Below are 25757 nucleotides of genomic sequence, written 5' to 3'. Positions count from 1 at the left end.
AAAAGGCCGTCTGAAAAATATTCAGACGGCCTTTCGCTATTTTAAATAAATGCTTGATTATGCTTCTTCAGCTTTGCTGCGGATAATCAGCAGAGGCAGGTGGCTTTGACGCATTACGGTCTCGGCGAAGCTGCCCATCAGCAGGTGCATCAGGCCGGTGCGGCCGTGTGTGCCGAGTACCAACAGGTCTGCGCCGTTGTTGTCGGCGTAGTCAACCAAGTCTTGCGCCATTTCGCGCGCGCCTTTGTTGGCAACCAACAGGTGTTTCACGATGTTTTCAACGCCGCTTTCACGCGCTGTTTTTTCTGCGAAATCCAAAACTTCGTTACCTTGAGCCACTGCGGCGGCTTCGTAGCTTTCGTGTTGCAGGAATTCAGGAGCCAAAGCCATGTATTCTGCAGGGTTGGCAACGTGAACCAAAGTCAGTTGGGCTTTGTTGAGGCTTGCCAGTTCGGCGGCATGTTTCAATGCATTGAGGGAGGTCTCGCTACCGTCAACGGCTACAACCAGATGTTTGTACATATTCATTCTCCTTTTGCGCCGAGTAGCGGCACTTTCGTTTAATATGAAATCAGAACTTGTCTGAATGTGAAACGATTATAAACTCTTTCGGGCAGGTACAACAGCCCATCTGCTTTCAAGTATAATGTCTGTCCGAATCGCCTGTCGCGTTTTTCATTAATTTATTGATATATCACAAGGTTGCTTATGCAGGACGCTGCTTTTCTTTCTTCGCGCCGCTTTGGCGGTATTGCCAGACTTTACGGAGACGAAGCGCTGGCGCGCTTTTCGCGTGCGCATGTGTGCGTGGTCGGCGTCGGCGGCGTCGGCTCGTGGGCGGTGGAGGCGTTGGCGAGGAGCGGCATCGGTCGTTTAACGCTGATTGATTTGGACAATGTTGCCGAATCCAATGTCAACCGCCAGTTGCACGCTTTGACCGATGATTTCGGTAAGGCAAAAGTTACCGCTTTGCGCGAACGCATTGCCCAAATCAATCCGCAATGCGAAGTGACGGAAATCGAAGATTTTGTTACCGAAGACAATCTGGACGAACTTTTCAGACGGCCTTTTGACTTCGTCATCGACGCCATCGACCAAATCCGTGTCAAAGCGGCGATGGCGGCGTATTTCGTGCAACATAAACAACCGTTTATTATCAGCGGCGGCGCGGGCGGACAGAAAAATCCGGCTTTAATCCAAACTGCCGATTTAAGCCGCGTCACCCACGACCCGTTGCTTTCCAATTTGCGCTATACCTTGCGCAAACGCTACGGCTTCAGCCGCAATACCAAAGAAAAAATGCGCGTGCCTTGCGTTTATTCAACCGAGAATATTACGCCGCCGCAATCCGGCGAAGCGTGTTCGACCGATGTCGCGCCGCAAGGTTTGTCCTGCGCGGGCTATGGGGCGAGTATGCTGGTAACGGCTTCGTTTGGGCTGTATTGTGCGCAGGCTGCGGTGGAGCATATCGCAGGGCGGAAGTGAGGGGTAGGAAATGGGTAAGAGCCGATTTTTTAAAGCCTACTTTATTGCCAGTCTGATTTATGCGGTATGGTTCGGCGTATTGATGTATGCCGTCGATCCGATGTTTCTCGATGTGATGGAATGCAATACGTTGCCCGGCGATTATTTGTGTGTGCAAAGCGGTTATACCCGTCCATTCACCACTTTTCTTTATCCGTGTCTGTCCGTCGTGATATTCAGCCTTTTGCACGCCGGTATCATGAAATGGCGCAAACGCCGTTCGGTTAAAATGATTTGGCTTTTGGTCGGCTGCGAAAGTTTGCTGTTGTTGGCTTTGATGGTGGCGATGCTTGCGAGGGATGGTTTTGTGTTGTCCCGAGATATCGGTTTGGTACTGACGGGTACGGTTTTCGCCAGCCTGCCGCTGTTGGGTATGGCCTTGGCTCAGACCTTTGCCGTCGCCATTGTTTCTTTGCAAATCAATCGTAAAAAACGCTGATTTTTATATTAAAAACGGCTTGTCCTCGTTTCAGACGGCCTTTTGTTGATGAAACTTCTTACTAAACTTAAAAAGAAAAAGACCCTTTAACCATGCCTTCAGAACACCTTATTTCTTCCACTGCCGCAACGCCGTCTGAACATACCGTTGCGTGGGTGTTCGGTCAGCCTGTTACCGATGTGCCGCAGGATTTGTTTATTCCGCCTGATGCGTTGAAGGTGGTATTAAGCAGCTTCCAAGGGCCGTTGGATTTGCTGCTGTACCTTATCCGCAAGCAGAATATCGATGTCCTCGATATTCCTATGGTGAAGATTACTGAGCAGTATCTGCACTATATTGCCCAAATGGAAGCGTATCAGTTTGATTTGGCGGCGGAATACCTGTTGATGGCAGCAATGCTGATTGAAATTAAATCGCGCCTGCTGTTGCCGCGTCCTGAAGAAGTTGAGGATGAAGAGGCGGATCCGCGTGCCGAGCTGGTGCGCCGTCTGTTGGCTTACGAACAGATGAAACTGGCGGCTCAGGGTTTGGATGCGTTGCCGCGCGCCGGACGTGATTTTGCTTGGGCGTATTTGCCGCTGGAAATTGCGGTCGAAGCAAAGTTGCCGGAAGTGTACGTTGCCGATTTGACGCAGGCTTGGTTGGGTATTTTATCGCGTGCCAAGCATACGCGCAGTCATGAAGTGGTGCGGGAAACCATTTCCGTGCGTGCGCAGATGACGGCGATTTTGCGTCGTTTGAACGAAAGCGGTATCAGCAAGTTCAGCGATTTGTTTAAGCCGGAGCAGGGCGCGACATATGTGGTGGTCAATTTTATTGCATTGCTGGAATTGGCTAAAGAGGGCTTGGTGCGTATCGTACAGCCGGAAAATTATGGCGAAATCGAAATCAGCCTGAAAGACGGTTTGGAAACAAATGAAGCCGAAATGTTTTCAGACGGCCTTGAAGCCGATGAAACCGATAACGAAAATTTGAATAAAGAGAACTAAAATGAATTCGACGACGAGTCATACCAAAGCTTCTTTATGGGCGGTGGGCTTAATGCTGTTTGCCCTGTTTTTTGGGGCAGGGAACTTGATTTTTCCAGCTTTTTTGGGACAGCAGGCCGGTGAAAACTGGCTTTCGGCGATGTTCGGTTTTCTGCTGACCGGGGCGGGTTTGCCATTGTTGGGCGTGATTGCCGTCGGCTATTCCGGCTCGCGCGATGTGGAAGCATTGGCCTCCCGTGTTGCGCCTTGGTACGGCGTGACTTTTGCCACTGCGCTTTATCTGGCAATCGGCCCTCTGTTTGCCATGCCGCGTACGGCAACGGTATCTTTTGAAACTGCAATTTCTCCTTTCATTGATGAGTCTTGGAAAAACATCGCATTGGCCGTATTCAGCCTGGTGTTTTTCGGTATTACTTATTGGCTGTCGATTTCTCCGGGTAAGCTGGTTGACCGTATCGGTAAAATCCTTACGCCCGTTTTGTTGCTAGCAATTGCAATATTGGTCGGCTATGCCGCTATTAACCCGATGGGTATGACGCAGGCGGCGCAAGGCGATTTTGCTACTCATCCGTTGGTTAAAGGCATTTTGGAAGGCTACGGCACCATGGACGCGCTGGCTTCGCTGGTGTTTGCCATTATCGTCATCGATGCCGTTCGCGCCATGGGCGTGGACAACCGCGCGGATTTGCTGAAGACCACGACGATTTCCGGTGTGTTGGCGGCTTCCTGTCTGGCAGTGGTTTACCTGTTTATCGGCTATATGGGCGCGACAGGCGTGGCCGGTATCGGCTTGCAGGAAAACGGCGCGTTGGTTTTGTCTAAAACCGCACAGCACTATTTCGGTACGGCTGGTATTGTGTTGCTTGGCGTCATGGTGCTGCTTGCCTGTCTGAGTACGGCGGTTGGCTTGATTACTTCATGCGCCGAATATTTCAACCGTCTTTGCCCGGGCATTTCTTATAAAATCTTTGTGATACTGAATACGGTGGTGTCTATCCTGTTGGCCAATAAAGGCCTGTCAGCGATTTTACATTTTTCTATTCCAATGTTGATGCTGTTGTATCCACTGACCATCGTCATCATTTTGCTGGCCTTGACAGATAAACTGTTTGGCGGCGGCCGTATTGTCTATTTCTGCACCATGATGGCAGCTCTTATGGTCGGCTTGCTCGATGCCTATAAGGCCGCGTTTGGATTGGATGCCGAAACCGCGGCTGCCATCGAGCGCGCATTGCCGTTTTACAATATCGGTTTAGGGTGGGTTGTTCCTTCTTTAGCCTGTTTTATACTCGGCTGCATTTTGAATGCGGCGTTGAAGAAAAAAGCATGATGACAAACAGGCCGTCTGAAATGTTCAGACGGCCTGTTTATTTCGCCGACCGCGCAAACGACAGATGATTTTTTTGAAGAAATCCGTTATAATTGAAAAGTTAAGGCTTTGCGAGATACCGTTTCGCAGATGCAACATATTGAGAAGGTTTATTTCCACAAATCCCGTTTTTTCAGCAAACGACTTGAACTGAAGGCGGATTTCGTGGTATAAATCGCGTTTTACTATTTTAGAAGTTTGGAGACTAACCATGGCACGAGTTTGCAAAGTGACCGGTAAGCGCCCGATGTCTGGCAATAACGTATCACACGCCAACAACAAAACCAAACGTCGTTTTTTGCCTAACTTGCAATCACGTCGTTTCTGGGTAGAAAGTGAAAACCGCTGGGTTCGCCTGCGCGTTTCTAACGCTGCATTGCGCACCATCGATAAAGTAGGCATTGATGTCGTATTGGCTGATTTGCGTGCTCGCGGCGAAGCTTAATTTAAACACCATTAATTAAGGATTACTGCAATGCGCGATAAAATCAAACTGGAGTCCAGCGCTGGTACTGGTCACTTCTACACAACTACTAAAAACAAACGTACTATGCCTGGCAAACTGGAAATCAAAAAATTTGACCCAGTAGCCCGTAAACACGTTATTTACAAAGAAACTAAATTGAAATAATCCGGTTTCTTCCAAGAAAAAGCTCCTGTTTTTCAGGAGCTTTTCTTTTTTCTCGATTGGTTTGGAGTGTTTTGTTTTAAACGGGTGTGCAAGATGGTTGGATTGCTTTGGAAGAGGCAAAATAAAAGAGCGTGTATCCATTGGGATTACGCTCTTTTATTTTTCAGACGGCCTGATAGGGGATAAGCATCCTTACATCACTAATAAACATTCAACAACGACTTAATGATCGACCTTGATGCCTTGGTTGTCGGAATGTTGTTTTTTATCCAGCTCTTTTTGCAAGGTATCGCATGGCGTGTCGCAATCACACATTTTCTTCATGCCGAGAGAGGAAATGCCGCCGCAGCTGCCTTTAATGGTGCGTTTGGAGAAGATATAGCCGACTGCCATACCGAGGATGACAATGATAAAAATGCCGAAAGTAAGGAGGAGGGTTTTCATGTGTGTATTCCTGAAGATTAGTTTAATAATTTCTTGAATGCGCTGGACATTTTAGTATGGTAGCCGCCTTGCGGGGTCCGGATGATAAGGAAAACGGCGAGATTTTCTTGCTCGGCAAGTTTAAGTGCTTCAGTTTCTCCGAGAACGAACAATCCGGTGGAAAGGCCGTCTGCAAGTGTGGCGTTTTCTGCTACTACGCTGATGGAGGCGAGGTTGTGGCTGATGGGTTGTTTGGTTTTAGGGTTGATGATATGGGAAAGGCGACGGCCTGACTTATCGACATGGAAAATGCGGTAGTCGCCGGACGTAGCCAGTGATTTATTGTCCAATGGAATGGTAATTTGAGTGGCGCCGCCTTGAACGATATTGGGTTGCTCGATGCCGATACGCCAAGGGTTGCCTTGCGCATTGCGGCCTTTGCCATGCAACTCGCCGCCGATTTCTACCAAATAATTACCGATATTGAGTTTTTCAAGTTCGGCGGCGGTTTTATCCACGCCGAATCCTTTGGCGATGGAGGATAGGTCTAAATAGACTTCGGGATGGGTTTTGGCAAGTGTAGGCTGCTTTCCGTCTTGGGAAAGTTTGAGTTTGTCCGTACCGACCATTTCTGAAGCATGTTGGATTTCTTGTGCGGTTGGTTCGTGTGTGATTTCTTTTTGCGGGCCGAATCCCCAAAGGTTGACCAAAGGGCCGACGGTTACGTCCAATGCGCCGTGCGTCAATTTGTTTAAACGCAAGGCTTCGCCGGTCACATAGGCAAAGTCTTGGGAAATGGGCATGGCCTGATTGACGGTACGCAGCTGGTTGAATTGGCTGATTTCGGAATCGGTCTGATAGGTAGACATTTGCCGGTTGACTTCTTTAAGCGCGTCATCAATGCGTTTTTGTATTTCGGCAGGGGAGGGGAGTTTGTCTTGGCCGTCTGAAAGATATTTGACGGTATAGGTCGTGCCCATGGTCTCGCCTTGCAGGGTAATGGTTTGTTGTTTTTCAGGTTGGCAGGCAGAGAGTGTGAGTGCGAAAACGATGGCAACGGTGCAACCGATTATCGGACGGTAAAACGAATTGGAAAGAAACGGCATAAGGGATTTGCGGATTATTTTTTGAAGCCTTTATTGTATCGTAAAAGAAAGGTTTAGGCCGTCTGAAAGTATGGTTTTCAGACGGCCTGGCAATAAAAAAGGAAGAAACCGAAGTTTCTTCCTTTTTGTTTGTTAGCCGCCGAAATCGTCCAAGAGGATGTTTTCGTCTTCCACGCCCAAGTCTTTGAGCATTTTGATCACGGACTGGTTCATGATTGGAGGGCCGCACATGTAGAATTCGCAGTCTTCCGGTGCTTCATGGTTTTTCAGGTGGTTTTCGTAAACCACGTTGTGGATGAAGCCTGTGTAGCCGTCCCAGTTGTCTTCAGGCAATGGGTCGGACAGGGCGACGTGCCATGTGAAGTTCGGGTACTCTGCCGCGAGTTGGTCGAAGTCTTCGACATAGAACATTTCGCGTTTGGAGCGTGCGCCGTACCAGAAGGTGATTTTGCGTTTGGAATTCAAACGTTTCAGCTGGTCGAAAATGTGGGAACGCATCGGCGCCATACCCGCACCACCGCCGATAAATACCATTTCGGCATCGGTATCTTTGGCAAAGAATTCGCCGAACGGGCCGGAGATGGTTACTTTATCACCGGGTTTGAGCGACCAGATGTAGGACGACATTTGTCCCGGAGGTGCATCGGGTACGCGTGGAGGCGGTGTGGCGATACGCACGTTCAGCATGATGATGCCTTTTTCTTCAGGGTATGAAGCCATGGAGTAAGCGCGCAAAATCGGCTCGTCCACTTTGGAAACGTATTGCCACAGATTGTATTTGTCCCAGTCTTCGTGGTATTCCTTAGGAATATCGAAGTCTTTGTAGGCAACAGTGTGAGGAGGGGCTTCAATTTGGATGTAGCCGCCGGCGCGGAAAGGAACTTCTTCGCCTTCGGGAATGGCAAGCTTGAGTTCTTTAATGAACGTGGCTTTGTTGTCATTGGAGATGACGGTACATTCCCATTTTTTCACGCCGAACACTTCTTCCGGTACTTCGATGTCCATGTCGGTTTTGACGTTGACCTGACAAGACAGACGGCAGCCTTCGCGTGCTTCGCGTTTGCTGATGTGGGACAACTCGGTCGGCAGAATGTCGCCGCCGCCGCTTTTCACGACAACGCGGCACTGACCGCATGAGCCGCCGCCACCGCAGGCGGAAGGAACGAAGATACCTTGGCTGGCAAGCGCACCCAGCAGTTTGCCGCCGGCAGGCATCGTCAGCTCTTTTTCGTTATTGACTTTAATGGTGATGTTGCCTTCACTCACTAACTTGGATTTGGCAAACAGAATCATCAGTGCCAAAACCAAGACGATGACGGTAAACATCACAATACCTAAAATAATCTCCATGCCGATTCCTTTCTTATAACTGGATGCCGGAGAACGACATAAACGCCATTGCCATCAGGCCAGCGGCGATAAAGGTAATGCCCAAGCCTTTGAGGCCTTTAGGAACATCCGAATATTTCATTTTTTCGGTAATGCCCGCCAAAGCGACAATAGCCAAAAGCCAGCCCAAGCCTGCGCCGAAACCGTATACAACGGACTCGCCGAAGTTGTATTCGCGTTGCGCCATAAACGATACGGCACCGAAAATCGCGCAGTTTACGGTAATCAGGGGCAGGTAGATACCCAATGCGTTGTAGAGGGCAGGGACGAATTTGTCCAAGAACATTTCCAAAATCTGCACCAAAGCGGCAATCACGCCGATGAAGGTGATGAATTTCAGGAAGGTCAAATCCACGCCTTCAACCAGCGCACCGTCTTTCAGCAGCGAGTAAACGAGTTGGTTGGCAGGGACGGACAGGCCGAGTACGAAAGTAACGGCAACGCCCAAACCGAATGCGGTGGATACTTTTTTAGATACCGCCAAAAACGTACACATCCCCAAGAAGAAGGACAGTGCCATGTTTTCCAGAAAGACGGATTTTACAAAGAGGCTTAAGTAATGTTCCATGTGTTATTTCTCCGCCTGTTCAGGTTTCCAAGTGCGCAGACCCCATACCAAGAAACCGATGATGAAGAACGCGCTGGGAGCAAGCAGGAACAAGCCGTTGGTTTGATACCAGCCACCATCTTGTACGGTTTGGAAAATGGTGTAGCCAAAGAGCTTGCCAGAGCCGATCAGTTCGCGGATGGTTGCGATAATGATCAACATCATGCCGTAACCTGCGCCGTTGCCGATACCGTCAACCAAGCTTTCCAGCGGCGGCTCTTTCATGGCGAATGCTTCGGCGCGGCCCATCACGATACAGTTGGTAATAATCAGGCCGACAAATACGGAGAGCTGTTTGGACAGCTCATAAGCAAAGGCTTGGAGCAGTTGGTCAACCAGCGTTACCAAGGAAGCAACAATCGCCATTTGCACAATAATACGGATGCTGTTAGGGATATAGTTGCGTACCAAAGAAATGAAAAAGCTGGAAAAACCGGTTACCAAACTCACGGAAATACCCATCACGATGGCCGTCTGAAGCTTGGTGGTAACCGCCAAAGCCGAACAAATCCCCAAAACCTGCAAGGCAATCGGGTTGTTGTCGATAAAGGGTGAAAACATCAAATATTTCAAGCGTTTCATGTCAGCCATTATTGTGCTCCTGCTGATTTCAATTTGTTCAGGTAGGGGATATAGCCGTTTTCGCCGAACCAGTAGGCGAACGAACCTTGCACGCCTTTAGATGTCAGCGATGCGCCGGAGAGGGCATCTACGCCGTGTTCTTTGTCCGAACTTGCGCCTTTGCCGACATGCAGGGCGAGTTTGCCTTGTTCGTCAAACAGTTTTTTGCCGACGAATTTTTGTTGCCACAACGGATTGCCGATTTCGCCGCCCAAGCCCGGGGTTTCGCCTTGGTCGTAGTAGGTGATGCCGTTGATGGTGTTGCCGTCGGGTTGGATGGCGACAAAGCCGTACATAACAGACCACAAGCCGTTACCGTGCATAGGCAGGATGATTTGGCTGACTTTGCCGTCATCGCCTTTTACCAGATAAACCTCAGTGTATTTGGCACGGCTTTTGATGCCGGCCAAATCGTCTTCGGGTTTGATTTGGATGCTTTGGGCAGGGTCTTTGCCTGCGATGCGCGCGCTGAACTCTTTCGGCGCATCTTTCACGTATTCGCCTGTTGCCAAATCGACAACGCGTTGCTCGATACGCTCGGCAAAGGTTTTGCTGATGTCGGTGTTTTTATCCATCAAACCGGCTACGCTCAGGATATAGCCTTGTTTGTCTTGGAGTTTTTGTTTCTCTTGGATGGGTTTCAAGCCGACGACCGCACCGGCAACGATGATGGAACAAATCAGGCTGACAACCAATACCACAATCAGCGTGCCACTGAAGCTGTCTTTATCGAATTTCTTAGCCATTGCTGCGCGCCTTTCTGCGTTTGATGTTCGCTTGTGCGACGAAATAGTCGAAAATCGGGGCAAACAGGTTGGCAAACAGAATCGCCAACATCATGCCTTCGGGGTAAGCCGGATTGACCACGCGGATTAACACGCACATCACGCCGATTAGCGCGCCGTACCACCATTTGCCGACATTGGTAAAGGAAGCGGAAACAGGGTCGGTCGCCATAAACAGCATACCGATGGCAAAGCCGCCGACAACCAGATGCCAATACCAAGGCATGCTGAACATCGGATTGGTGTCCGAACCGATGAAGTTAAACAGTGAAGACATGGCAATCATGCCGATCATCACGCCGGCAATAATGCGCCAAGAAGCGATGCGGGCAAACACGATAAACGCGCCGCCGATTAAAAGCGCCAAAGTGGATACTTCGCCGATGGAGCCGGGCAGATTACCGATAAACGCATCCATCCAAGTGATGGATTTACCGGTAACGGCATTTTGCAGGCCGTCTGCACCGTGTGCCGCCCATTGCGCCAAAGCAGTAGCACCGGAATAGCCGTCAACCGCAGTCCAAATGGTATCGCCGGTAATATTGGCAGGGTAGGCGAAGAACAGGAACGCACGGCCTGCAAGAGCAGGGTTCATGAAGTTTTTACCTGTACCGCCGAATACTTCTTTCGCAACCACAACGCCGAAAGAAATACCTAAAGCCGCTTGCCACAGCGGCAGGGTAGGGGGAACGATCAAAGCAAACAGAATCGAAGTCACGAAGAAACCTTCGTTGATTTCGTGTTTGCGTACAGTGGCGAACAAAACTTCCCAGAAGCCGCCCACAACAAATACAGTCGCGTAAATCGGCAGGAAGAAAATCGCGCCGAACAGCATTTTGCCCAACACGCCCGCTTCAGACGACATATTAATGCCCAAAGCATTGGCAAGGGCGTAATGCCAGTCGTTGGCGATGTTTTGTTGCAGCAAATCAGGCGTTAACGCAGCGAATGCCTGTACGCCGACGTTGTACATACCGTAGAACATGGCAGGGAACAAAGCCAGCCACACCAAGATCATCATGCGCTTGGAGTCGAGCGCATCGCGGACGTGGGCCGCTTTGCGCGTTACCGCGCCGGATGTATAGAAAATCGTCGCTGCAGCTTCGTAGAGGGCATACCATTTTTCATGTTTGCCGCCCGGCAGGAAGTGCGGTTCGATTTTTTCAAGAAAATGTTTCAAGCCCATAATCAGCCTTCCTTCTCAATGGTTTCCAGCACCTTGCGCAACAGCGGGCCGTATTCGTATTTGCCCGGGCAGACGAAGCTGCACAAAGCGAGGTCTTCTTCGTCCAATTCCAAGCAACCCAGTGCCTGAGCGCTGTCGGTATCGCCGACGATTAAATCGCGCAAGAGCAGGGTAGGCAGGATATCCAAGGGCATCACGCGCTCGTAAGTGCCGATCGGTACCATGGCGCGGTCGCCGCCGTTGACGGCTGTGTTGAACTTGAAGAGTTTGTTTTTCAGGAAATGGCCGAGGGTTGTGCGCGTGATGGAGTATTTGTCCGGCTGCGGCGCAACCCAGCCGAACAGCTCTTTGCTGCGGCCTTCTTCGATAACGGAAATCTGATTGTGGTAGCGGCCGAGGTAATCGTGCGCGCCTTGTGCAATCGCGCCGTTCAATACTGAGCCGGAAATCACGCGGTTGTCTGCATCAACCAATTCGCCCGCAGTAATTTGCGATACTTTCGCACCCAAAACGGTACGCAAGAGGCGTGGTTTGTTGACTTGAGAGCCGCCCAAGGCAACAACGCGCTCGGTGTTCAGACGGCCTGTTGCAAACAAACGGCCAATGGCAATTACATCTTGATAATTGATGGTCCAAACGGTTTTGTTCGCACCGACTGGCTCGATGAAATGAATGTGCGTGCCACTCAAACCGGCAGGATGCGGACCGCCAAATTCATGTGTTTCGATATTGGCAGCGTTTTCAGACGGCACGTCTGAGCCTGCTGCTTTACACACATGGATTTTACGCTCGGTCAGGCGGCTCAATACCAACAGGCCGCGTTTGAAGTCCTCGGAGGCTTCTTTGATGATGACTGTAGGATCGGCAGCCAGCGGATTGGTGTCCATCGCATTGACGAAGATGGCGAACGGCTCGGCATCGACGGCAGGGATTTTGCTGAACGGACGGGTACGCAGCGCAGTCCACAAACCGGATTGAATCAGGTTGCGGCGCACTTCTTCGCTGCTCAATTTTGCCAGCGCTTCAGGTGCGTAGCGTTCGAACTCGATTTCGTCGTTGCCTTCAACGGCAATCACGACTGACTGAAGTACGCGCTTTTCGCCACGGTGAATCGCGGAGATTTTGCCTGAAGCCGGAGCAGTAAATACTACGCCCGGATTCTTTTTGTCTTCAAACAGCACTTGGCCTTTTTTGACGGCTTCGCCTTCCTTGATTTTCATCGAGGGGCGCATGCCGACATATTCTTCGCCAAGCAACGCGACTTCGGTAATGGCCGGGCCGTCATAAATGACTTGCTCCGGTCTGCCTGCGATAGGCAGGTCTAAGCCTTTTTTTATCTTAATCATAAGGATGCGTTACTTTTTGGTGGGTTGAGATTCGGATGTCGGATTGTTTTTTCAGACGGCATGTAATGCTTTGAAACAAAGGATGGGCCGTCTGGAAAAAGCAGAGGTTTGCTATAAAAACAACGAATAAACGCAAACAACAAGGCTTTAGATTTTATCAGGTATAGGCTGCTTTATGTCAGTTTTACGCTTATTTTTACGGGAAAAGTGGGAAAAAAGTAGGAGTATGTAATCGAGTGTTAAGAGAAATAATTTTTAACTGATTGATATTTAAACGCTATGTTTGATGATATAGCTGAAAATAAAAGGCCGTCTGAAATTCAGACGGCCTCTAAGTTTAAAAGAGCTGCCAAACGAAGAAAATCATCGTATGCAGGGCAAACAGCGGTACCAATACAATCACCGACCATGCCATATAGCCGAAGAAGGAAGGCATTGGTACGCCGCGTTGTTCGGCAATGGCTTTGACCATGAAGTTCGGCGCATTACCGATATAAGTGAGCGCGCCCATAAATACGGAACCCATGGATACTGCCAGCAGCGAATGGAACAGGTGGCCTGTCATCAAGGCTTGGGCATCGCCACCGGCCATATTGAAGAACACCAAATAAGTCGGCGCGTTATCCAAGAATGCCGACAAAATGCCACTCATCCAGAAATACATCACATTAATCGGGTTGCCTGCCGCGTCGTGAACCAACGAAACAACGGAAGCCAATGCGCCTGTTTCACCGGCTTTCAAAATCGCCAAAACAGGCGAAATGGTAATGAAAATACCCAAAAACAGTTTGCCCACTTCGGCAATCGGCTCGAAGTTGAACTCATTACCTGCGCGGACCTGTTTGGGCGTAATAATCCAAGATACGGCGGTCAAAGCCAGCAAAATGCCATCGCGCATCAGGTTTTGCAAAGCGTAATGGCTGCCCAAGATTTCAAAGCCCGGATGATTTGGTTTCCACAAACCGGACAGTAAAACCGCACCGACTACGCTGGCCAGTAACAGGAAATTCCATTTGCCGTAAATTTTGATTTTTTCTTCTTTATCGGAAGGAGCGGGAGCAAGGTGCTCGCTTTGTTCACGGTTGAAGTGTTGGCTGTCGATGATGTAGAAAACGGCCAGCAAAATCACAGAACTAATCAATACAGGCATCAGCATGTGTTTGACCGTCCACATGAAATCTACGCCTTTCAGGAATCCTAAGAACAGAGGAGGATCGCCTAAAGGAGTCAGACCGCCGCCGATATTTGCTACCAAGAAAATGAAGAAAATCACGATGTGAACGCGGTAGTGGCGTTTATGGTTGGCTTTCAAAAGCGGACGAATCATCAACATCGCCGCGCCTGTTGTCCCCATGATGGACGACAAAGCCGTGCCAACTGCCAACAGGGTTGTGTTCAATTTGGGCGAACCATGCAAGTCGCCGCTGACAAAAATACCGCCTGAAATGGTATAGAGCGCCAAAAGCAACAGGATAAAGGGGATATATTCTTCAACCAACGCATGGGCAACGGTATGCACGCCTGCTCCGAAACCAAAGGTTACGATAAACGGCGTTAAAAACAGCAGCGTCCAAAACGCTGTAATTTTACCGAAGTGGTGGTGCCAAATACGGGAGAAAAACAGAGGTCCGAGTGCAATGGACAAGAGAATCAGTGCAAACGGCAGACCCCAAAGCAGGCTTGCGGATGAGCCGTCAAAATCGGATGCTGCAGCAGGAAAGGCGGCAAGAAGCAGTAAAAATGAGAGAGAGCGCATAGTATTTCCTTTTTATTCTGTTGCACCGTGAGGAACTTCGTTGAGAAAGCACGGCGGTGAAATATTCAGGCCGTCTGAAAATATCCAGACGAACTGCGCGGTTGTGTCAGGGGAAAGTATAACGCAAAGCAAGTGTTAAGGGACGGTTTAGAGTGTTGGAATCAAAAGAAATGTTGATACAAATAAAGGAATCAAAATGAGTAGAATAGTTGGAGGTAGTAAAAAAATGGTTTTGAAACAGGAGTTTGAAATATCGGAAATAATGCTATCGAAAAAATACTTTGAATTAATTTTAGCTAAAATTTACATTTAATTGAATAAATGGAGGCCGTCTGAAAAATGAGGGTCGAATAGGGTGTTTTGGTTCTTACTGATTGTTTTGATGGATAAATTGGGTATGAAAATAAAAAACAGGTAAGCGAAAATGCCCACCTGTTTTATTTTATGCCTCCGGCCGTAACCACATCCACACTGCCACGCAGCTACAGAAGATTGATGAAACGGCACCAATCCACCAGCGTTCTGGAAATTGCCAAAACATAAAAAGGCAAGAAATGGCCATCATGCCGATAGCGAAGAACTTTGCCTTGCGTGGCACAGCGCCGTTGTTTTCCCAGTTTTGTATGATCGGACCAAAGTGGCGGTGATGATACAGCCAATTGTGAAAGCGCGGAGAAGCTTTTGCCCAGCAGGCGGCGGTCAATAAAATGAAAGGCGTAGTCGGCAGTAATGGCAGGAAAATGCCGATAATGCCCAAGACGAGCGACAATGCGCCGCAAAAAATCAATAAATAGCGAACCATCTTCCCATCACCAATTATTTGTTTTCAGATGGCTTGTGATGTGGAAATGGACAACGTGGAATGTCTAATTTATCCCAGCCCTCATGCCCCATTTTTTCCAGCAGCGCGATATTGCGGTCAAAAATTGCCGAGGCATCGGGAAATGCTTCAGCCGCTTTGGCAATACTGTCTTCACGAATCAGGTGCAAGGTCGGGTAGGGCGAACGGTTGGTGTAGTTGCTGATGTCGTCGGCTTCTGTGCCTTCAAATTGAAAATCAGGATGGAACGGCGCAATTTGGACAATGCCTTCCAATTCGTTTTCAACAACGGCATCGTCGGCAATTTCCAGCATTTGGTTGAAGGTTTCAAAATCAGGGAACAGTGTCGGATGAACCAGTAAAGTGGTTTCCAATTCCGAAGCGGAAGTATTGCCCAGAAGCTGCAATTCACGATCCAAGTCTTCAAGAAAACCGTCCAAATGACGGGCTTTGCTGACAACGATGCGAACCAGGTTTTTAACGTGCGGCGCTTTGGCAAACGGGCAGAGATTCAGTCCAATAACGGCTTTTTCCAGCCATTGTTTGGTATGTTCTGAAACAGTATTGGTATCAAGATGGGCGGTGTCAGTCATAGTAAAAGCTTATGTGAATTATTCTTAAAAAGTATACAAGTGTATGGACGTGAAAGCAAACCATTGGAATTTAAAAGGCCGTCTGAACAACAGACGGCCTTTATCAGTTTCAAATCATCAATCCTGAACCAAATGAACCAAAGGCAGAGCGGTCGTGTTTTTAATTTCTTTCAACACAAAACTTGATTGTGCATCTTGTACGCCGTGGTGCGAAAGCAGCGTGTCCAAAACAAAATGGGAAAACGCGTTCATATCGGTAAAAAAGGCATGGAGCAGATAGTCGGTTTCGCCCGTTAAAGCAAAGCAACTCAATACTTCCGGCCAAGCGCGGACAGATTCGGAAAAATCCTCACGCGCATCTTTTGCCTTGCTAATCGATACACGGATAAAAGCCTGCAAGCCCAAGCCCAAAGATACGGGAGAAAGCTGGGCCGCGTATTTTTGAATAATGCCAGCATCTTCAAGCTGTTTGAGACGGCGCAGGCAGGGAGAAGGGGAGAGTGCCACCTTTTCAGAAAGTTCAACATTGCTCAACCGCCCGTTTTCTTGCAAAACCTGCAGAATCTTTAAATCTGTTTTATCTAAATTCAGATGAGGCATGATGTTTCTCCCAATGTAGGCAATGTATGTTTTAAAAATGAAAAATGCTTAAAAATAAAGACTTGTATGGTTAAATTATATATTGAGTTCAGATGGGCGACAAATTGTCTTATCAGGAGTGTTGCGAATTTGTTTTATGTAGTGGTGAAAAGATGAAGGCCGTCTGAAACTAATCAAGATTAAAGTTTTATGTCATATTAGGATTGGATATAAAGAGGCCGTCTGAAAATGATTTCAGACGGCATTTATTTTCGTAATGTGATGATTCAGGCTCTTAATGACCTTGTTTTGGAGAGTTTTGTTCTTTTGCTTTGATTCGTTTTCCGCGTTTGTATTTGGCTTTGTTTGGGGTGTTTTCTTCGCAATGTATTTTTGTATTTTTCTTAGGGTATATGCTTGGTCGTTATCCGTTTGAGTTGTCACGGCACATGGCGGGAACCATCATCGGATCGAGTGTTCCGCCGCATTGCCAGTTGAGCAACCAAGTCGAATCGTTATGATTTCGATAAGGGGTCAGGGTCAGGACTTTGCCTTTGTTTTGCCCTTTATCGAAAGGAATACTGATTTTGCCTGTATCTGCTTCTACAGTTACGCCACCGTTTTGGATGTATGTGCCGCCGATGCGTTGAGCGGTAACGCCGATTGCGCCTTGTTTGCTGACATCCTCTGCATTGGGCAGGCGGTTATTTACCGCTGAGGCAATGCTGATTTCGGTTTTCAGGTCGTCGGCAAGGTATAGTGCTTCGGAGGCTTGCGCCCTACCGATATAGTTTTGATAAGTGGGTATGGCGACAACAACCAGAATACCGAGGATGGCGATAACTATCATCAGCTCAATCAGGGTAAAACCTTTTTGGGCTTGAAATGGGGTATTCATTTGAGTGTATCGTTTTCAAGTTTTTTATTTTTATAAAGCAAATCCCATAATAATCTTATGGGATTTGCTTTTATCTGAAATGTGCTGTTTATGTAAAAATTATGGATTATTAGCAGGAGCAGGAGTAGCAGTTCGGCAGTTAGCAGGCAAATGTTTCTCTTCACCTTTATCTTTAGTACATGCCCACTCGATTGGTGCTTCAATATTACCTGAAGCTTGGCTTGGGGTCAGAGTAAATTCAGGATTTTCTTTTGCTCCAGTATCTTTAGTTACAACTTTAATTACACCCTTCTCTCCAATAGTAATGCTTTTAACGTACTTGGTTTCTACGAATTTATAACCACTATTATCAGTATTATTTTCATTAACTTTTTTCAAACCACCAAGTGCTGCGGCAGTTTCAACCACAGCTAATTTTGCAGGAGCTGCGAGACCCAAGCCTTCAGATACTTTGGCGCGGATGGTGTAGTCTTGGTACGCAGGCAGAGCGATTACGGCCAAGATGCCCAAGATGGCGATGACGATCATCAATTCGATCAGGGTAAAACCTTTTTGGATTGCTTTCATTGTTTAAAACTCCAGTTTGAAAGTGTGAATAATTATGTTTAAGTAAAAAGTCCGTAATGTGCTTGGCACTATGTATTATGAGTAAACCATAAGTAAGAAGGAATATACAGCTTCCGTCGGGCTTGCTGCTTTGAGGCTTGGGCCTTATCGGATGTGTTGTTACAAGCAGTCTGTGTGCCAAGTGCGCAAAACTGATTAAAAATTTTATTTTTTATTTTTTATTCATTGTTTTTATTTGGTTTATTTTTTAATTTTTAAGTTTTATGAGGTTTTGTTTGAAAGTTTCAGGATTTTAGGGAATTTGGATGGTTGACGTTTTTTGTCAGTTTTGTGTTTTTTGTGACAGGGAGGGGAGACAAGTTTGGGTGTGTGACGTTTTTTGTCAGAAATTAAGTTTTTTAATAATATGTTAATTGATTTAGATGGACGGTATCTTTATGGATTAATCGGTAGGTTTAATATTTTTTGATTTTATTTTTTTGTTTTTTATGGATTTTATTTTGAATGCGTATTTTGTTTGAATATGGATGAGGAAAAGATTTGGAAGGAAGAATTTTTAAAGAGGGTTTGGTGTAATAGGTGAATGAAAATTTGTTATTGGAATTATATTCATATGGGTTATGATTTTAGAATGTAGTTTTATGTCAGAGCAATGGTCTGTTGTGAATTTTAAAGTTTTGGATTTCTTGAGTGTTTTAAAAGAGTATATTCAGGATGTTTATATATTTGGATGTGATTAGGGTGAGCAAAAAATGCTCACCCTATGTTTTTAAGATGTTCAGACGGCCTTTATGGGGTCAAGACTTCGATCAATGCCTGTTTTAGGGTGTTTTGGGTTTGCGGGTCTTGTAGGGATGGGCTGTAGGTAATGAAGCTGTCCTCAATGCGCTGATCCAAGGTGGTGATTTTGGCGTAGCGCAGGCTGATGTTGTGTGCGAAGAAGGTCTCGGCGATGTCGGCGAGGAGGTGGGGGCGGTTGACGGCGGTGATGTCTATGGTGTGCCAGCCGGGATAATCTTCTTCGGGGGTGATGATTACGGTAGGTGGAATGGGGATGTGGCGGATGCGGCGGCTGATGTGTGGGCGGCCGCTTTGTTTTTGGACGGTGGTATTGCCGTGGATGAAGCTGTTGAGTTCGGCTTCGAGTGCGCTTTGGCGGTCGGGATATTCTTCGGGCGGGAGATTGTCGGGAAGTTGCAGGATAAAGGTGTCGAGGATGTAGTCGTGTTCGGTAATGAAGGCGCGGGCGGCTTGGATGTCGAAGCGGTGGCTGCTGAAGATGCGGCAGAGGCGTGCGAAGAGGCGGTCGCCATTGGGCATGAACACCATGACTTGAAGGCTGTTGCTTTGGGGAAGGATGCGGCTGCGGACGGCCGGACTTTGGGTGTCGTAGGCGAGGTTTGCGGTGTGCCAGAGGATTTCCCGCGTCTGATGGCGGACGTAGTATGCGCTGCCGAGGATGCGGCGGAGTTTTTGTTGGTTTTTGAGGGGAACGGCCGCGCGCGTGAGCTGATCGGTCGAGGCTTGTTCGCGTCGGTTGGGGAGGCGTTCGGGATCGTGATGTTTGCTGTTTAAAACGGCGGCGGTGCTGTGATAGAGGGTTTGGAGCAGACTGGCGCGCCATGTGTTCCAAAGTTTGGGGTTGGTGCCGCGGATGTCGGCAATGGTAAGCAGGTAGAGTGCGTCGAGGTATTCGCGTGTGGGAATACGGCGGCAGAAGGCTTGGAGGACATGGGGATCTTGGATGTCTTCTTTTTGGGCAACGGTGGACATGAGCAGGTGGTTTTCAACCAGCCATGCGAGGAGGTGGCTTTCTTCTTCGGTGTAGTAGTGGTTGGCGGCGAATTGTTGTGCGTCTTTGATGCCTTCTTTTGCGTGATCGCCGCCACGGCCTTTAGCGATGTCGTGCAGCAGGGCGGCGGTGTAGAGGACATATGGTCGTGGATAGGCCTGCATGATGGCGCTGGCTTCGGGCATTTCGTGGCTGTGGGTTTCGATGGCGAGACGGCGCATATTGCGGACAACGGTCAGGATGTGGTCGTCTACGGGGTAAATATGGAAGAGGTCGTGTTGGAGCAGGCCGGTGATTTTCTCCCATGCGGGGAGATAGCGGCCAAGTACGCCGTAGAGGTTGAGAAAACGGAGGGTTTGGGTGAGGCCGGTACCGTGTTTGAAGAATTGGATAAAGCGGCGGCGGTTTTCTGGATTTTGGGTGAAACGGGTGTTGATTTTTCGTGTGGCCGCCCACCATGCGCGCAGGGTTTGCGGCTCGATGGTGGTGATGCTTTGCTCCTGCATGGTTTGGATGATGGTGAAGATGTGTTCGGGGTTGTGTTCAAACAGGGCAAGGTCGTTGGCGGCGATTTGGTGGCCGATGCGTTTGTAGCGGCTGTCGATGGGGTGGATATGTTGGGGGCGGCTGGAGGTTTGATGGTTTTTGAGAACCGGAATGAGGATGCCGTTGAGTTGTTTGATGGCTTTGGTGGCGCGGTAGAAGGTGTGCATCAGAGCTTCGCTTCTGCCGCGGATGTCGGGTTGGGTATAGCCTAAGCTTTCGGCAACTTGGGACTGGTAGTCGAAAAGCAGCCTGTCTTCGGGGCGGTCGGCGGTAAGGTGGAGATGAATGCGGATGTTGGCGAGGCGGCGGTAGCCATGAGCCAGCATGCCGGCTTCGGTGCGTGTGAGGACACCGGCGGTAACGAGGGCGGTGGGGTTGCTGTCTATGCCTTGTGCTTTGGCTGTCCAGATAAGGGTGTGGATGTCGCGCAGGCCGCCGGGGCAAGTTTTGATGTTGGGTTCGAGTTGTGCGCCTGTGCCTTGGGATTTTGTATGGCGTTGCTCCATTTCGAGGAGTTTGGCTTCGATAAAGGCGGCTGTGTCGCGACGTGTGTTGAGTTTGTTTAGAAGTTGGGCGGTAAGTTTGGCATCGCCTTGTAGGTGGCGTGCTTCAAGAAAGGCGGTTTCGCCGGTAATGTCGTTTTGGGTACTTTGGAGGATTTCTTCTATGCTGCCGCTTTTGATGGCCGGATTGAGGCGTGCGTCCCAAAGGGTTTGGATAAATTGGGCGGTTTGTTGTTGCAGGCCGTCTGAAAATGGGGCCGAGGAAATAATCGCTAAGTCCCAGTCAGAATGGGGGTAGAGTTCACAACGTCCGAAGCCGCCGATGGCAATCAGACTGATGTCGTTGCTGTCGGGAAAGTGGATTTGCCAGAGGGTTTGCAGTAGGGTTTCAGCAGCGGCGATATGGTCGCGGAAGTAAGCGGTAGGGCGGTTGTTTTGGCGGTAGGCAGTTTCTGCTGCGGCTTTTTGCTGCTGGTAGATTTGGATGGCTTGTTGGGCGGCGGGCATGATGGTGTCTGGCTGTGAATTAGGCTTGGGTATCGGTAGGCTCGGTCATTTGGCGGAGCATTTCTTGCGGCGGAAGGAGGAGTTTGTAAGGGGCGATTTTAAGCGCGGATGCGATTTTTTCGATGTTGGAAAGGGCGATGTTCCAGCGTTTGCGTTCGACGGCGGAAACGTAGGTGCGGTCAAGTCCGCATTGGCGTGCCAGTTCTTCTTGCGACCAGCCGTGATTAACGCGGTAGAGGCGCATGTTGTAAGCGATAATGGCGCGGAGGTCTTGCGGATCGGGCAGGCTTGGAGGGGGAGTGAGTTTGTTGACCATGGTGTTTTGAGTTTGTGGTTTGAACGATAAGGGGATTTTATACTATTTTTGTGAGAGGAAAGGAAAGGCCGTCTGAAAGTTTTCAGACGGCCTGAAAGGGGGTAGGTATAAAAAAAAGGGGGTGGCTTTCGGCCACACCCAAACACACACACATCAAGAGGAAAGAAAAATCATTTAATAAGAGAGCTGGCTCTTATCGAGGAAACTGGAGGATTCGGGCTTGGCCCTGAATCATTGAAAGGCATTATAAATGAAAATAGGGTCAGGGTATTGATACAGGTCAATTCGGGCTTGATTTAGAAAATATATTTTTAGGATAGTGGAAATAAATTAAAAATAAGCTAAGGCAATCAGGCCGTCTGAATAATCGGTTTCAGACGGCCTGATTGGTTTGAAGGCTACTACTTATATATAAATAAAGTATTAAGCCAAACCTTTATCTTTGGCTTCTTGCAGGCGGGTTTCAAAGTTGCTGAGGTTGACGCCAGCCTGTTCGGCTGCGGCAACTACTTCGGCTACGGATGCGCCGTGTTGCACTTGATGATAACCCCAAAGCAGGGAGCAGCGAGTACCGGTGCGGCAGAAAGCAAGAATAGGAGCCGGAGATTGTTGCAACAGATTTTGGAAGGCTGCGACATCGGCTGCGTTGATTTGAGGCGCGACAACGGGCTGGGATGAGAATTGGTTGATGCCAGCCTCTTTAAACCAGTTTTGCACTTCGGCAAAAGCCGGTTGGTTTTCTTCTTCACCGTCCGGGCGGTTGCAGATGATGGTTTTGATGCCGAGACGTACGGCTTCTTGGACATCTGCTTCGGTCAGTTGGGGGGCGATATAGAGGGTGTCGGTCAGTTTACGGATGGGCATAGTTTTTCCTTTCTTTATATTAAATGGATATGTTGATTTCAGACGGCCTAGGAAGTGGCAGGCCGTTTGAAGTTTTATTTAATGATTGTACAACCAGTTTTCGAGTTTTTGGCGATCGGTAATGTGCAGCAGGGCAGTATTGGCTTCTGCCGCTTGAACTGTGATGCTGGTTTCACGCAATAGGCCTTGACGGAAGAAATGGATGGTGGTGCGCGTGCCGATAGGCAGTTTGCTCCACTGTGCCGCAAGGTCGTTGCAGGCATAGCCGCCTAGGGCGATGATTTTGTCTTGCGGGCAGAGTCCGGCATTTTCTGCACTGCCGCCATTAAATACATGAGTCAGGACGGCATGATCGCTGCTTTGTTTGAAACGTGCGCCCAAATCGTTGGCGGGGGCAACCGATTGGGGTTCGCTTGCAAATGCTCCGCCATGTTGGCGAGGTAGGGGAATAAAGTCGAGTTTGACACCTACGCTTTGTAGGCATTCTGCGAGCGGAAGGTCTTCGGTGCTGTATAAGGCCGTCTGAAAGAAGGTTTCTAAATCTAAACTGGTCATTTCTTGGCAACGGATTTGCCAGTGTTTTTCGGGTATGCCTTGATGGGTGTTGCACCAGTCGCGATAGTGTTGCTGCATCACGCTGTCGATGGTGTATTTGCCTTGGCTTTTTTCACGGATGATAAGGTCGAGGCAAAGTGCGGCCAGTGCGCCTTTTTGATAGTAGCTGACGATGGCGTTTGGGCTGTTTTCGTCTTGTTTGTAGAACTTGTCCCACGCGCTGAAACTGGATTGGGCAAGTGTTTGTTTCAGGCGGCCTTGTGTCTGCTGTACACGTGTGATGCTTTGTGCAAGCAGGGTAAGGTAGGCTTCGGGGCTGATGGTTTTGCTTCGGGCTAGAAAGAGGTCGTCGTAGTAGGAAGTAATGCCTTCGAATGCCCAAAGTTGCTCGGTATAGTTTTCTTGGTCGAGGTTGTAAGGTGCGAATACGGCCGGTTTGATGGATTTGACGTTCCATGCGTGGAAGTATTCATGGGAGAAGAGGCCGAGCAGTTCGGTATAGGCTTTGTCGGCTTCACCCATATCGTAAGATGGCAGACTGTGGCGGTCGGCGAGTAGGGCGGTGCTGCTGATGTGTTCCAGTCCGCCATAAAGGTTGTCGCCCAGATGTAATAGGAAAAGGTATTCGGAAAACGGGGCAGGGGAGGGGAACATCGCTAACTCGGTTTCGCAGATTTTTTGAATATCGGCGAGGAAGCGGGTGCGGTCGAAATCAGGATAGATGCCGCTTAATGCAATACGGTGGGGGATGCCTTGTGCTTCAAAGTCGAGGAATTCGATGATGCCTGTTTCAACAGGATGATCAATAAGCTCGGCATATGAGGCCGTCTGAAAAGTGGTCGCCGAAATTTGGGGTAGGGTGGTGGCTATCTGCCATGTGTGTGGCAGGGTAGGAAATTCGACTTGGTGTGGTTGTTCCTCTTGTCCGTGCACTTTTAAGAATAGGCACGCGCCATCAAAAAAGCCGCGCTCGGTACTGAGGAATGAGCCGCGAACAGACAAGTCGAATGCGTAGACGGTGTAGTAAATTTCCCACGCTCCATTGAGGGCAGGGGTTTGCCAATAGTTTTTGCTGGTTTGTGTCAGTGGCTGGGCTTTGCCGTTGCAGCACGCGTTGATGTGTGTGATGTGGCGGGCAAAGTCACGGATGAGATAGCTGCCGGGAACCCAGTTTGGCAGGCTGATTTCTGTTTCAGAATCATCAGTTTGAGTGAATGATAAGGTGATGTGCCATTCATGAGACAGAAAGTTGGGGGTAATTTTGTAATTAATCATGGCTATTGGTTAATTTGCTAAAGTTTATTAAGAGGAAGGGGTTTTAAAGGGTAGGCTTAATCTATATCAATAAAACTGTACGAAAAAGGGGGCTTGAAAAAATGCTGTGTCCGATTTATTGAACATGTTTAAATAATTTATTGATTATAAAAGAAATGAGATTATGTCTCACTAAAGTTTTTATGCAATATGGAATGTAATTTTGCTTGGCATGTTGTGGTGTCTATGTTAAATTTAGAAAAATTTGAGCCTTGGCCGTATTGCGCTTTTCGTAAATGCAGGGGCTGGGGTGAGATAAAAATTTTTTATACCCATAATTTATGGAGACTTCCATGGACACACAAACTTATAACTACAAAGTGGTGCGCCAGTTCGCCATCATGACTGTAGTTTGGGGTATTGTGGGCATGTTGGTTGGCGTTATCGTCGCTGCCCAGCTTTTTGCTCCGGCCCTAGATTTATCCAATATCGGACCTTGGTTCCACTTTGGCCGCCTGCGTCCTCTGCACACCAATGCGGTTATTTTTGCATTCGGTGGTTGTGGTTTGATCGGTACATCATACTACGTTGTTCAACGTACATGTAATACCCGTCTGTTTGGCGGTTGGCTGCCTGCATTTACCTTCTGGGGTTGGCAGGCCGTTATCGTGGCTGCTGCCATCAGCTTGCCTATGGGTTACACCCAAGGTAAAGAATACGCCGAGTTGGAATGGCCTATCGACATTTTGATTACGCTGGTGTGGGTTGCCTACGCTATCGTATTCTTCGGTACGATTGCCAAACGTAAAATCAAACATATTTACGTTGCCAACTGGTTCTACGGCGGCTTTATCTTGGCCGTTGCACTGTTGCACATCGTCAACAATATCAGCATCCCTGCCGGTTTGATGAAATCTTATCCGGTTTACGCAGGTGCGATTGATGCGATGGTTCAATGGTGGTATGGCCACAATGCGGTGGGCTTTTTCCTGACAGCCGGCTTCTTGGGTATGATGTACTATTTCGTACCTAAACAAGCGGGCCGTCCGATTTACTCTTACCGCTTGTCCGTCGTTCACTTCTGGGCTTTGATTTTCACTTATATGTGGGCTGGTTCACACCACTTGCACTACACCGCATTGCCTGACTGGACTCAATCTTTGGGTATGGTATTGTCTTTGATCCTGTTTGCGCCTTCTTGGGGCGGTATGATCAACGGTATCATGACTCTGTCCGGCGCATGGGACAAACTGCGTACCGACCCGATTTTGAAATTCTTGATCGTTTCTCTGTCTTTCTACGGTATGTCTACCTTCGAAGGCCCGATGATGTCTATCAAAACCGTTAACGCTCTGAGCCACTACACCGACTGGACTGTTGCACACGTTCACGCCGGCGCATTGGGCTGGGTGGGCTTTGTAACCATCGGTTCCGTTTACTATATGATTCCCCGCTTGTTCGGCAAAAATGAAATGTACAGCACCAAATTGGTTGAGGCGCATTTCTGGATCGCGACCATCGGCGTGGTTCTGTATATCGCTGCAATGTGGATTGCCGGCGTAATGCAAGGTCTGATGTGGGGTTCTTTGAATGACGACGGCACGCTGACTTATTCCTTCGTTGAATCCGTAAAACGTACCATGCCTTACTACATGATTCGTTTCACCGGCGGTCTTCTGTACCTGAGCGGTATGTGCATCATGGCATATAACGTTTACCGTACTGCTATCAGTGGTAAAGCAGTTGATGCTGAGATTCCTGCGGTTTCTCAAACTCAACACCACTAATGACA

At 48.6% G+C, this 25757-nt stretch carries 26 protein-coding genes; 7 read left to right on the top strand and 19 right to left on the bottom strand.

Translation table 11 applies throughout. From position 1 onward, the window contains the following. Positions 1-57: 57 nt before the first annotated feature. Positions 58-522, bottom strand: a complete 465-nt coding sequence (locus HMPREF2871_RS08270; RefSeq protein WP_003680896.1) for a universal stress protein — start codon at positions 520-522, stop codon at positions 58-60. A 186-nt stretch (positions 523-708) separates the two neighbouring features. Here HMPREF2871_RS08270 and HMPREF2871_RS08265 point away from each other — a divergent pair, with 186 nt between their 5' ends. The 6 genes from HMPREF2871_RS08265 to rpmG all read left to right on the top strand — a co-directional run bounded on the left by HMPREF2871_RS08265 (position 709) and on the right by rpmG (position 4952). Next, positions 709-1485 carry a tRNA threonylcarbamoyladenosine dehydratase gene (locus tag HMPREF2871_RS08265; protein WP_049336067.1) on the top strand — a complete coding sequence of 259 codons (777 nt, stop codon included), beginning with the start codon at positions 709-711 and terminating at the stop codon, positions 1483-1485. A gap of 10 nt (positions 1486-1495) precedes the next feature. Continuing rightward, entirely contained in the window at positions 1496-1963 is a 468-nt protein-coding gene (locus tag HMPREF2871_RS08260) for a hypothetical protein (RefSeq protein WP_049336064.1), read from the top strand. Positions 1964-2055: 92 nt separating this feature from the next. Next, positions 2056-2952 (top strand): segregation and condensation protein A, encoded by an 897-nt coding sequence (locus HMPREF2871_RS08255; RefSeq protein WP_049336062.1) that lies wholly within the window; start codon positions 2056-2058, stop codon positions 2950-2952. 1 nt (position 2953) lies between these two features. Continuing rightward, a complete protein-coding gene (brnQ, locus tag HMPREF2871_RS08250; RefSeq protein WP_049344896.1) occupies positions 2954-4282 on the top strand; it encodes a branched-chain amino acid transport system II carrier protein in 1329 nt (442 codons plus the stop codon). A gap of 250 nt (positions 4283-4532) precedes the next feature. Continuing rightward, entirely contained in the window at positions 4533-4766 is a 234-nt protein-coding gene (gene rpmB, locus HMPREF2871_RS08240) for a 50S ribosomal protein L28 (RefSeq protein ID WP_002216391.1), read from the top strand. A 30-nt stretch (positions 4767-4796) separates the two neighbouring features. Beyond that, on the top strand, positions 4797-4952 hold the full coding sequence (rpmG, locus tag HMPREF2871_RS08235; protein WP_003684373.1) for a 50S ribosomal protein L33: 156 nt from the start codon (positions 4797-4799) through the stop codon (positions 4950-4952). A 222-nt stretch (positions 4953-5174) separates the two neighbouring features. Here rpmG and nqrM read toward each other — a convergent pair whose 3' ends face one another. From nqrM to HMPREF2871_RS08145, 18 genes are all read right to left on the bottom strand, one after another. Continuing rightward, a complete protein-coding gene (gene nqrM, locus HMPREF2871_RS08230) occupies positions 5175-5396 on the bottom strand; it encodes a (Na+)-NQR maturation NqrM (protein WP_003680888.1) in 222 nt (73 codons plus the stop codon). A gap of 17 nt (positions 5397-5413) precedes the next feature. Further along, positions 5414-6481: an FAD:protein FMN transferase gene (locus HMPREF2871_RS08225; protein WP_049336058.1), complete on the bottom strand. Its 1068-nt coding sequence runs from the start codon at positions 6479-6481 to the stop codon at positions 5414-5416. Positions 6482-6613: 132 nt separating this feature from the next. Continuing rightward, positions 6614-7831 (bottom strand): NADH:ubiquinone reductase (Na(+)-transporting) subunit F, encoded by a 1218-nt coding sequence (gene nqrF / locus HMPREF2871_RS08220; RefSeq protein ID WP_049336055.1) that lies wholly within the window; start codon positions 7829-7831, stop codon positions 6614-6616. Positions 7832-7844: 13 nt separating this feature from the next. Beyond that, the gene (nqrE, locus tag HMPREF2871_RS08215; protein ID WP_003684365.1) at positions 7845-8438 is read right to left on the bottom strand and encodes an NADH:ubiquinone reductase (Na(+)-transporting) subunit E; all 594 of its coding nucleotides are present in this window, start codon (positions 8436-8438) and stop codon (positions 7845-7847) included. A 3-nt stretch (positions 8439-8441) separates the two neighbouring features. Then, on the bottom strand, positions 8442-9068 hold the full coding sequence (locus HMPREF2871_RS08210; protein ID WP_036493003.1) for an NADH:ubiquinone reductase (Na(+)-transporting) subunit D: 627 nt from the start codon (positions 9066-9068) through the stop codon (positions 8442-8444). After that, positions 9068-9844, bottom strand: a complete 777-nt coding sequence (locus tag HMPREF2871_RS08205) for a Na(+)-translocating NADH-quinone reductase subunit C (RefSeq protein ID WP_049336053.1) — start codon at positions 9842-9844, stop codon at positions 9068-9070. The genes HMPREF2871_RS08210 and HMPREF2871_RS08205 overlap by 1 nt, the downstream gene beginning before the upstream one ends. Continuing rightward, positions 9837-11069: an NADH:ubiquinone reductase (Na(+)-transporting) subunit B gene (locus HMPREF2871_RS08200; RefSeq protein WP_049344895.1), complete on the bottom strand. Its 1233-nt coding sequence runs from the start codon at positions 11067-11069 to the stop codon at positions 9837-9839. Before HMPREF2871_RS08200 ends, HMPREF2871_RS08205 begins: the two co-directional genes overlap by 8 nt. Before the next feature lie 2 nt (positions 11070-11071). Next, positions 11072-12415: a Na(+)-translocating NADH-quinone reductase subunit A gene (locus tag HMPREF2871_RS08195; RefSeq protein ID WP_049344894.1), complete on the bottom strand. Its 1344-nt coding sequence runs from the start codon at positions 12413-12415 to the stop codon at positions 11072-11074. 337 nt (positions 12416-12752) lie between these two features. Next, the gene (locus tag HMPREF2871_RS08190) at positions 12753-14171 is read right to left on the bottom strand and encodes a sodium:proton antiporter (RefSeq protein WP_049336048.1); all 1419 of its coding nucleotides are present in this window, start codon (positions 14169-14171) and stop codon (positions 12753-12755) included. Positions 14172-14613: 442 nt separating this feature from the next. Then, positions 14614-14973, bottom strand: coding sequence for a YbaN family protein (locus tag HMPREF2871_RS08185; RefSeq protein ID WP_049336046.1), 360 nt, complete (start codon positions 14971-14973; stop codon positions 14614-14616). A 14-nt stretch (positions 14974-14987) separates the two neighbouring features. Further along, on the bottom strand, positions 14988-15584 hold the full coding sequence (locus tag HMPREF2871_RS08180; protein WP_049336044.1) for a DUF1415 domain-containing protein: 597 nt from the start codon (positions 15582-15584) through the stop codon (positions 14988-14990). A gap of 117 nt (positions 15585-15701) precedes the next feature. After that, a complete protein-coding gene (locus HMPREF2871_RS08175; RefSeq protein ID WP_003684427.1) occupies positions 15702-16184 on the bottom strand; it encodes an Lrp/AsnC family transcriptional regulator in 483 nt (160 codons plus the stop codon). A 403-nt stretch (positions 16185-16587) separates the two neighbouring features. Then, positions 16588-17061 (bottom strand): pilin, encoded by a 474-nt coding sequence (locus HMPREF2871_RS08170; RefSeq protein ID WP_053088865.1) that lies wholly within the window; start codon positions 17059-17061, stop codon positions 16588-16590. Positions 17062-17160: 99 nt separating this feature from the next. Then, entirely contained in the window at positions 17161-17628 is a 468-nt protein-coding gene (locus HMPREF2871_RS08165; protein WP_049344893.1) for a pilin, read from the bottom strand. A 789-nt stretch (positions 17629-18417) separates the two neighbouring features. Then, positions 18418-20976, bottom strand: coding sequence for a [protein-PII] uridylyltransferase (glnD, locus tag HMPREF2871_RS08160; protein WP_049336037.1), 2559 nt, complete (start codon positions 20974-20976; stop codon positions 18418-18420). A gap of 19 nt (positions 20977-20995) precedes the next feature. Continuing rightward, complete coding sequence (locus HMPREF2871_RS08155; protein WP_004519584.1) at positions 20996-21292, bottom strand: helix-turn-helix domain-containing protein; 297 nt, start codon at positions 21290-21292, stop codon at positions 20996-20998. 423 nt (positions 21293-21715) lie between these two features. Then, positions 21716-22156 (bottom strand): TIGR01244 family sulfur transferase, encoded by a 441-nt coding sequence (locus HMPREF2871_RS08150; RefSeq protein ID WP_049336036.1) that lies wholly within the window; start codon positions 22154-22156, stop codon positions 21716-21718. Between the two features lie 78 nt (positions 22157-22234). Further along, on the bottom strand, positions 22235-23986 hold the full coding sequence (locus HMPREF2871_RS08145) for a M61 family metallopeptidase (RefSeq protein ID WP_049336034.1): 1752 nt from the start codon (positions 23984-23986) through the stop codon (positions 22235-22237). Between the two features lie 332 nt (positions 23987-24318). On the opposite strand from HMPREF2871_RS08145, the gene ccoN reads away from it, so the two are divergent. Then, positions 24319-25752, top strand: coding sequence for a cytochrome-c oxidase, cbb3-type subunit I (gene ccoN, locus HMPREF2871_RS08140; RefSeq protein WP_003748780.1), 1434 nt, complete (start codon positions 24319-24321; stop codon positions 25750-25752). The last annotated feature ends 5 nt before the right edge of the window (positions 25753-25757 follow it).

It is taken from the genome of Neisseria sp. HMSC067G12, from assembly GCF_001812725.1.
Taxonomy (GTDB): Bacteria; Pseudomonadota; Gammaproteobacteria; order Burkholderiales; family Neisseriaceae; genus Neisseria; species Neisseria perflava.
The sequence above is the reverse complement of the archived record's forward strand: the minus strand, read 5'-3'. Positions and strand labels throughout refer to the sequence as shown.

What these genes read in the sequence shown, in the direction of transcription:
- HMPREF2871_RS08270 (WP_003680896.1), bottom strand. Translation starts at nt 522, where the DNA reads ATGTACAAACATCTGGTTGTAGCCGTTGACGGTAGCGAGACCTCCCTC.
- HMPREF2871_RS08265 (WP_049336067.1), top strand. Translation starts at nt 709, where the DNA reads ATGCAGGACGCTGCTTTTCTTTCTTCGCGCCGCTTTGGCGGTATTGCC.
- HMPREF2871_RS08260 (WP_049336064.1), top strand. Translation starts at nt 1,496, where the DNA reads ATGGGTAAGAGCCGATTTTTTAAAGCCTACTTTATTGCCAGTCTGATT.
- HMPREF2871_RS08255 (WP_049336062.1), top strand. Translation starts at nt 2,056, where the DNA reads ATGCCTTCAGAACACCTTATTTCTTCCACTGCCGCAACGCCGTCTGAA.
- brnQ (WP_049344896.1), top strand. Translation starts at nt 2,954, where the DNA reads ATGAATTCGACGACGAGTCATACCAAAGCTTCTTTATGGGCGGTGGGC.
- rpmB (WP_002216391.1), top strand. Translation starts at nt 4,533, where the DNA reads ATGGCACGAGTTTGCAAAGTGACCGGTAAGCGCCCGATGTCTGGCAAT.
- rpmG (WP_003684373.1), top strand. Translation starts at nt 4,797, where the DNA reads ATGCGCGATAAAATCAAACTGGAGTCCAGCGCTGGTACTGGTCACTTC.
- nqrM (WP_003680888.1), bottom strand. Translation starts at nt 5,396, where the DNA reads ATGAAAACCCTCCTCCTTACTTTCGGCATTTTTATCATTGTCATCCTC.
- HMPREF2871_RS08225 (WP_049336058.1), bottom strand. Translation starts at nt 6,481, where the DNA reads ATGCCGTTTCTTTCCAATTCGTTTTACCGTCCGATAATCGGTTGCACC.
- nqrF (WP_049336055.1), bottom strand. Translation starts at nt 7,831, where the DNA reads ATGGAGATTATTTTAGGTATTGTGATGTTTACCGTCATCGTCTTGGTT.
- nqrE (WP_003684365.1), bottom strand. Translation starts at nt 8,438, where the DNA reads ATGGAACATTACTTAAGCCTCTTTGTAAAATCCGTCTTTCTGGAAAAC.
- HMPREF2871_RS08210 (WP_036493003.1), bottom strand. Translation starts at nt 9,068, where the DNA reads ATGGCTGACATGAAACGCTTGAAATATTTGATGTTTTCACCCTTTATC.
- HMPREF2871_RS08205 (WP_049336053.1), bottom strand. Translation starts at nt 9,844, where the DNA reads ATGGCTAAGAAATTCGATAAAGACAGCTTCAGTGGCACGCTGATTGTG.
- HMPREF2871_RS08200 (WP_049344895.1), bottom strand. Translation starts at nt 11,069, where the DNA reads ATGGGCTTGAAACATTTTCTTGAAAAAATCGAACCGCACTTCCTGCCG.
- HMPREF2871_RS08195 (WP_049344894.1), bottom strand. Translation starts at nt 12,415, where the DNA reads ATGATTAAGATAAAAAAAGGCTTAGACCTGCCTATCGCAGGCAGACCG.
- HMPREF2871_RS08190 (WP_049336048.1), bottom strand. Translation starts at nt 14,171, where the DNA reads ATGCGCTCTCTCTCATTTTTACTGCTTCTTGCCGCCTTTCCTGCTGCA.
- HMPREF2871_RS08185 (WP_049336046.1), bottom strand. Translation starts at nt 14,973, where the DNA reads ATGGTTCGCTATTTATTGATTTTTTGCGGCGCATTGTCGCTCGTCTTG.
- HMPREF2871_RS08180 (WP_049336044.1), bottom strand. Translation starts at nt 15,584, where the DNA reads ATGACTGACACCGCCCATCTTGATACCAATACTGTTTCAGAACATACC.
- HMPREF2871_RS08175 (WP_003684427.1), bottom strand. Translation starts at nt 16,184, where the DNA reads ATGCCTCATCTGAATTTAGATAAAACAGATTTAAAGATTCTGCAGGTT.
- HMPREF2871_RS08170 (WP_053088865.1), bottom strand. Translation starts at nt 17,061, where the DNA reads ATGAATACCCCATTTCAAGCCCAAAAAGGTTTTACCCTGATTGAGCTG.
- HMPREF2871_RS08165 (WP_049344893.1), bottom strand. Translation starts at nt 17,628, where the DNA reads ATGAAAGCAATCCAAAAAGGTTTTACCCTGATCGAATTGATGATCGTC.
- glnD (WP_049336037.1), bottom strand. Translation starts at nt 20,976, where the DNA reads ATGCCCGCCGCCCAACAAGCCATCCAAATCTACCAGCAGCAAAAAGCC.
- HMPREF2871_RS08155 (WP_004519584.1), bottom strand. Translation starts at nt 21,292, where the DNA reads ATGGTCAACAAACTCACTCCCCCTCCAAGCCTGCCCGATCCGCAAGAC.
- HMPREF2871_RS08150 (WP_049336036.1), bottom strand. Translation starts at nt 22,156, where the DNA reads ATGCCCATCCGTAAACTGACCGACACCCTCTATATCGCCCCCCAACTG.
- HMPREF2871_RS08145 (WP_049336034.1), bottom strand. Translation starts at nt 23,986, where the DNA reads ATGATTAATTACAAAATTACCCCCAACTTTCTGTCTCATGAATGGCAC.
- ccoN (WP_003748780.1), top strand. Translation starts at nt 24,319, where the DNA reads ATGGACACACAAACTTATAACTACAAAGTGGTGCGCCAGTTCGCCATC.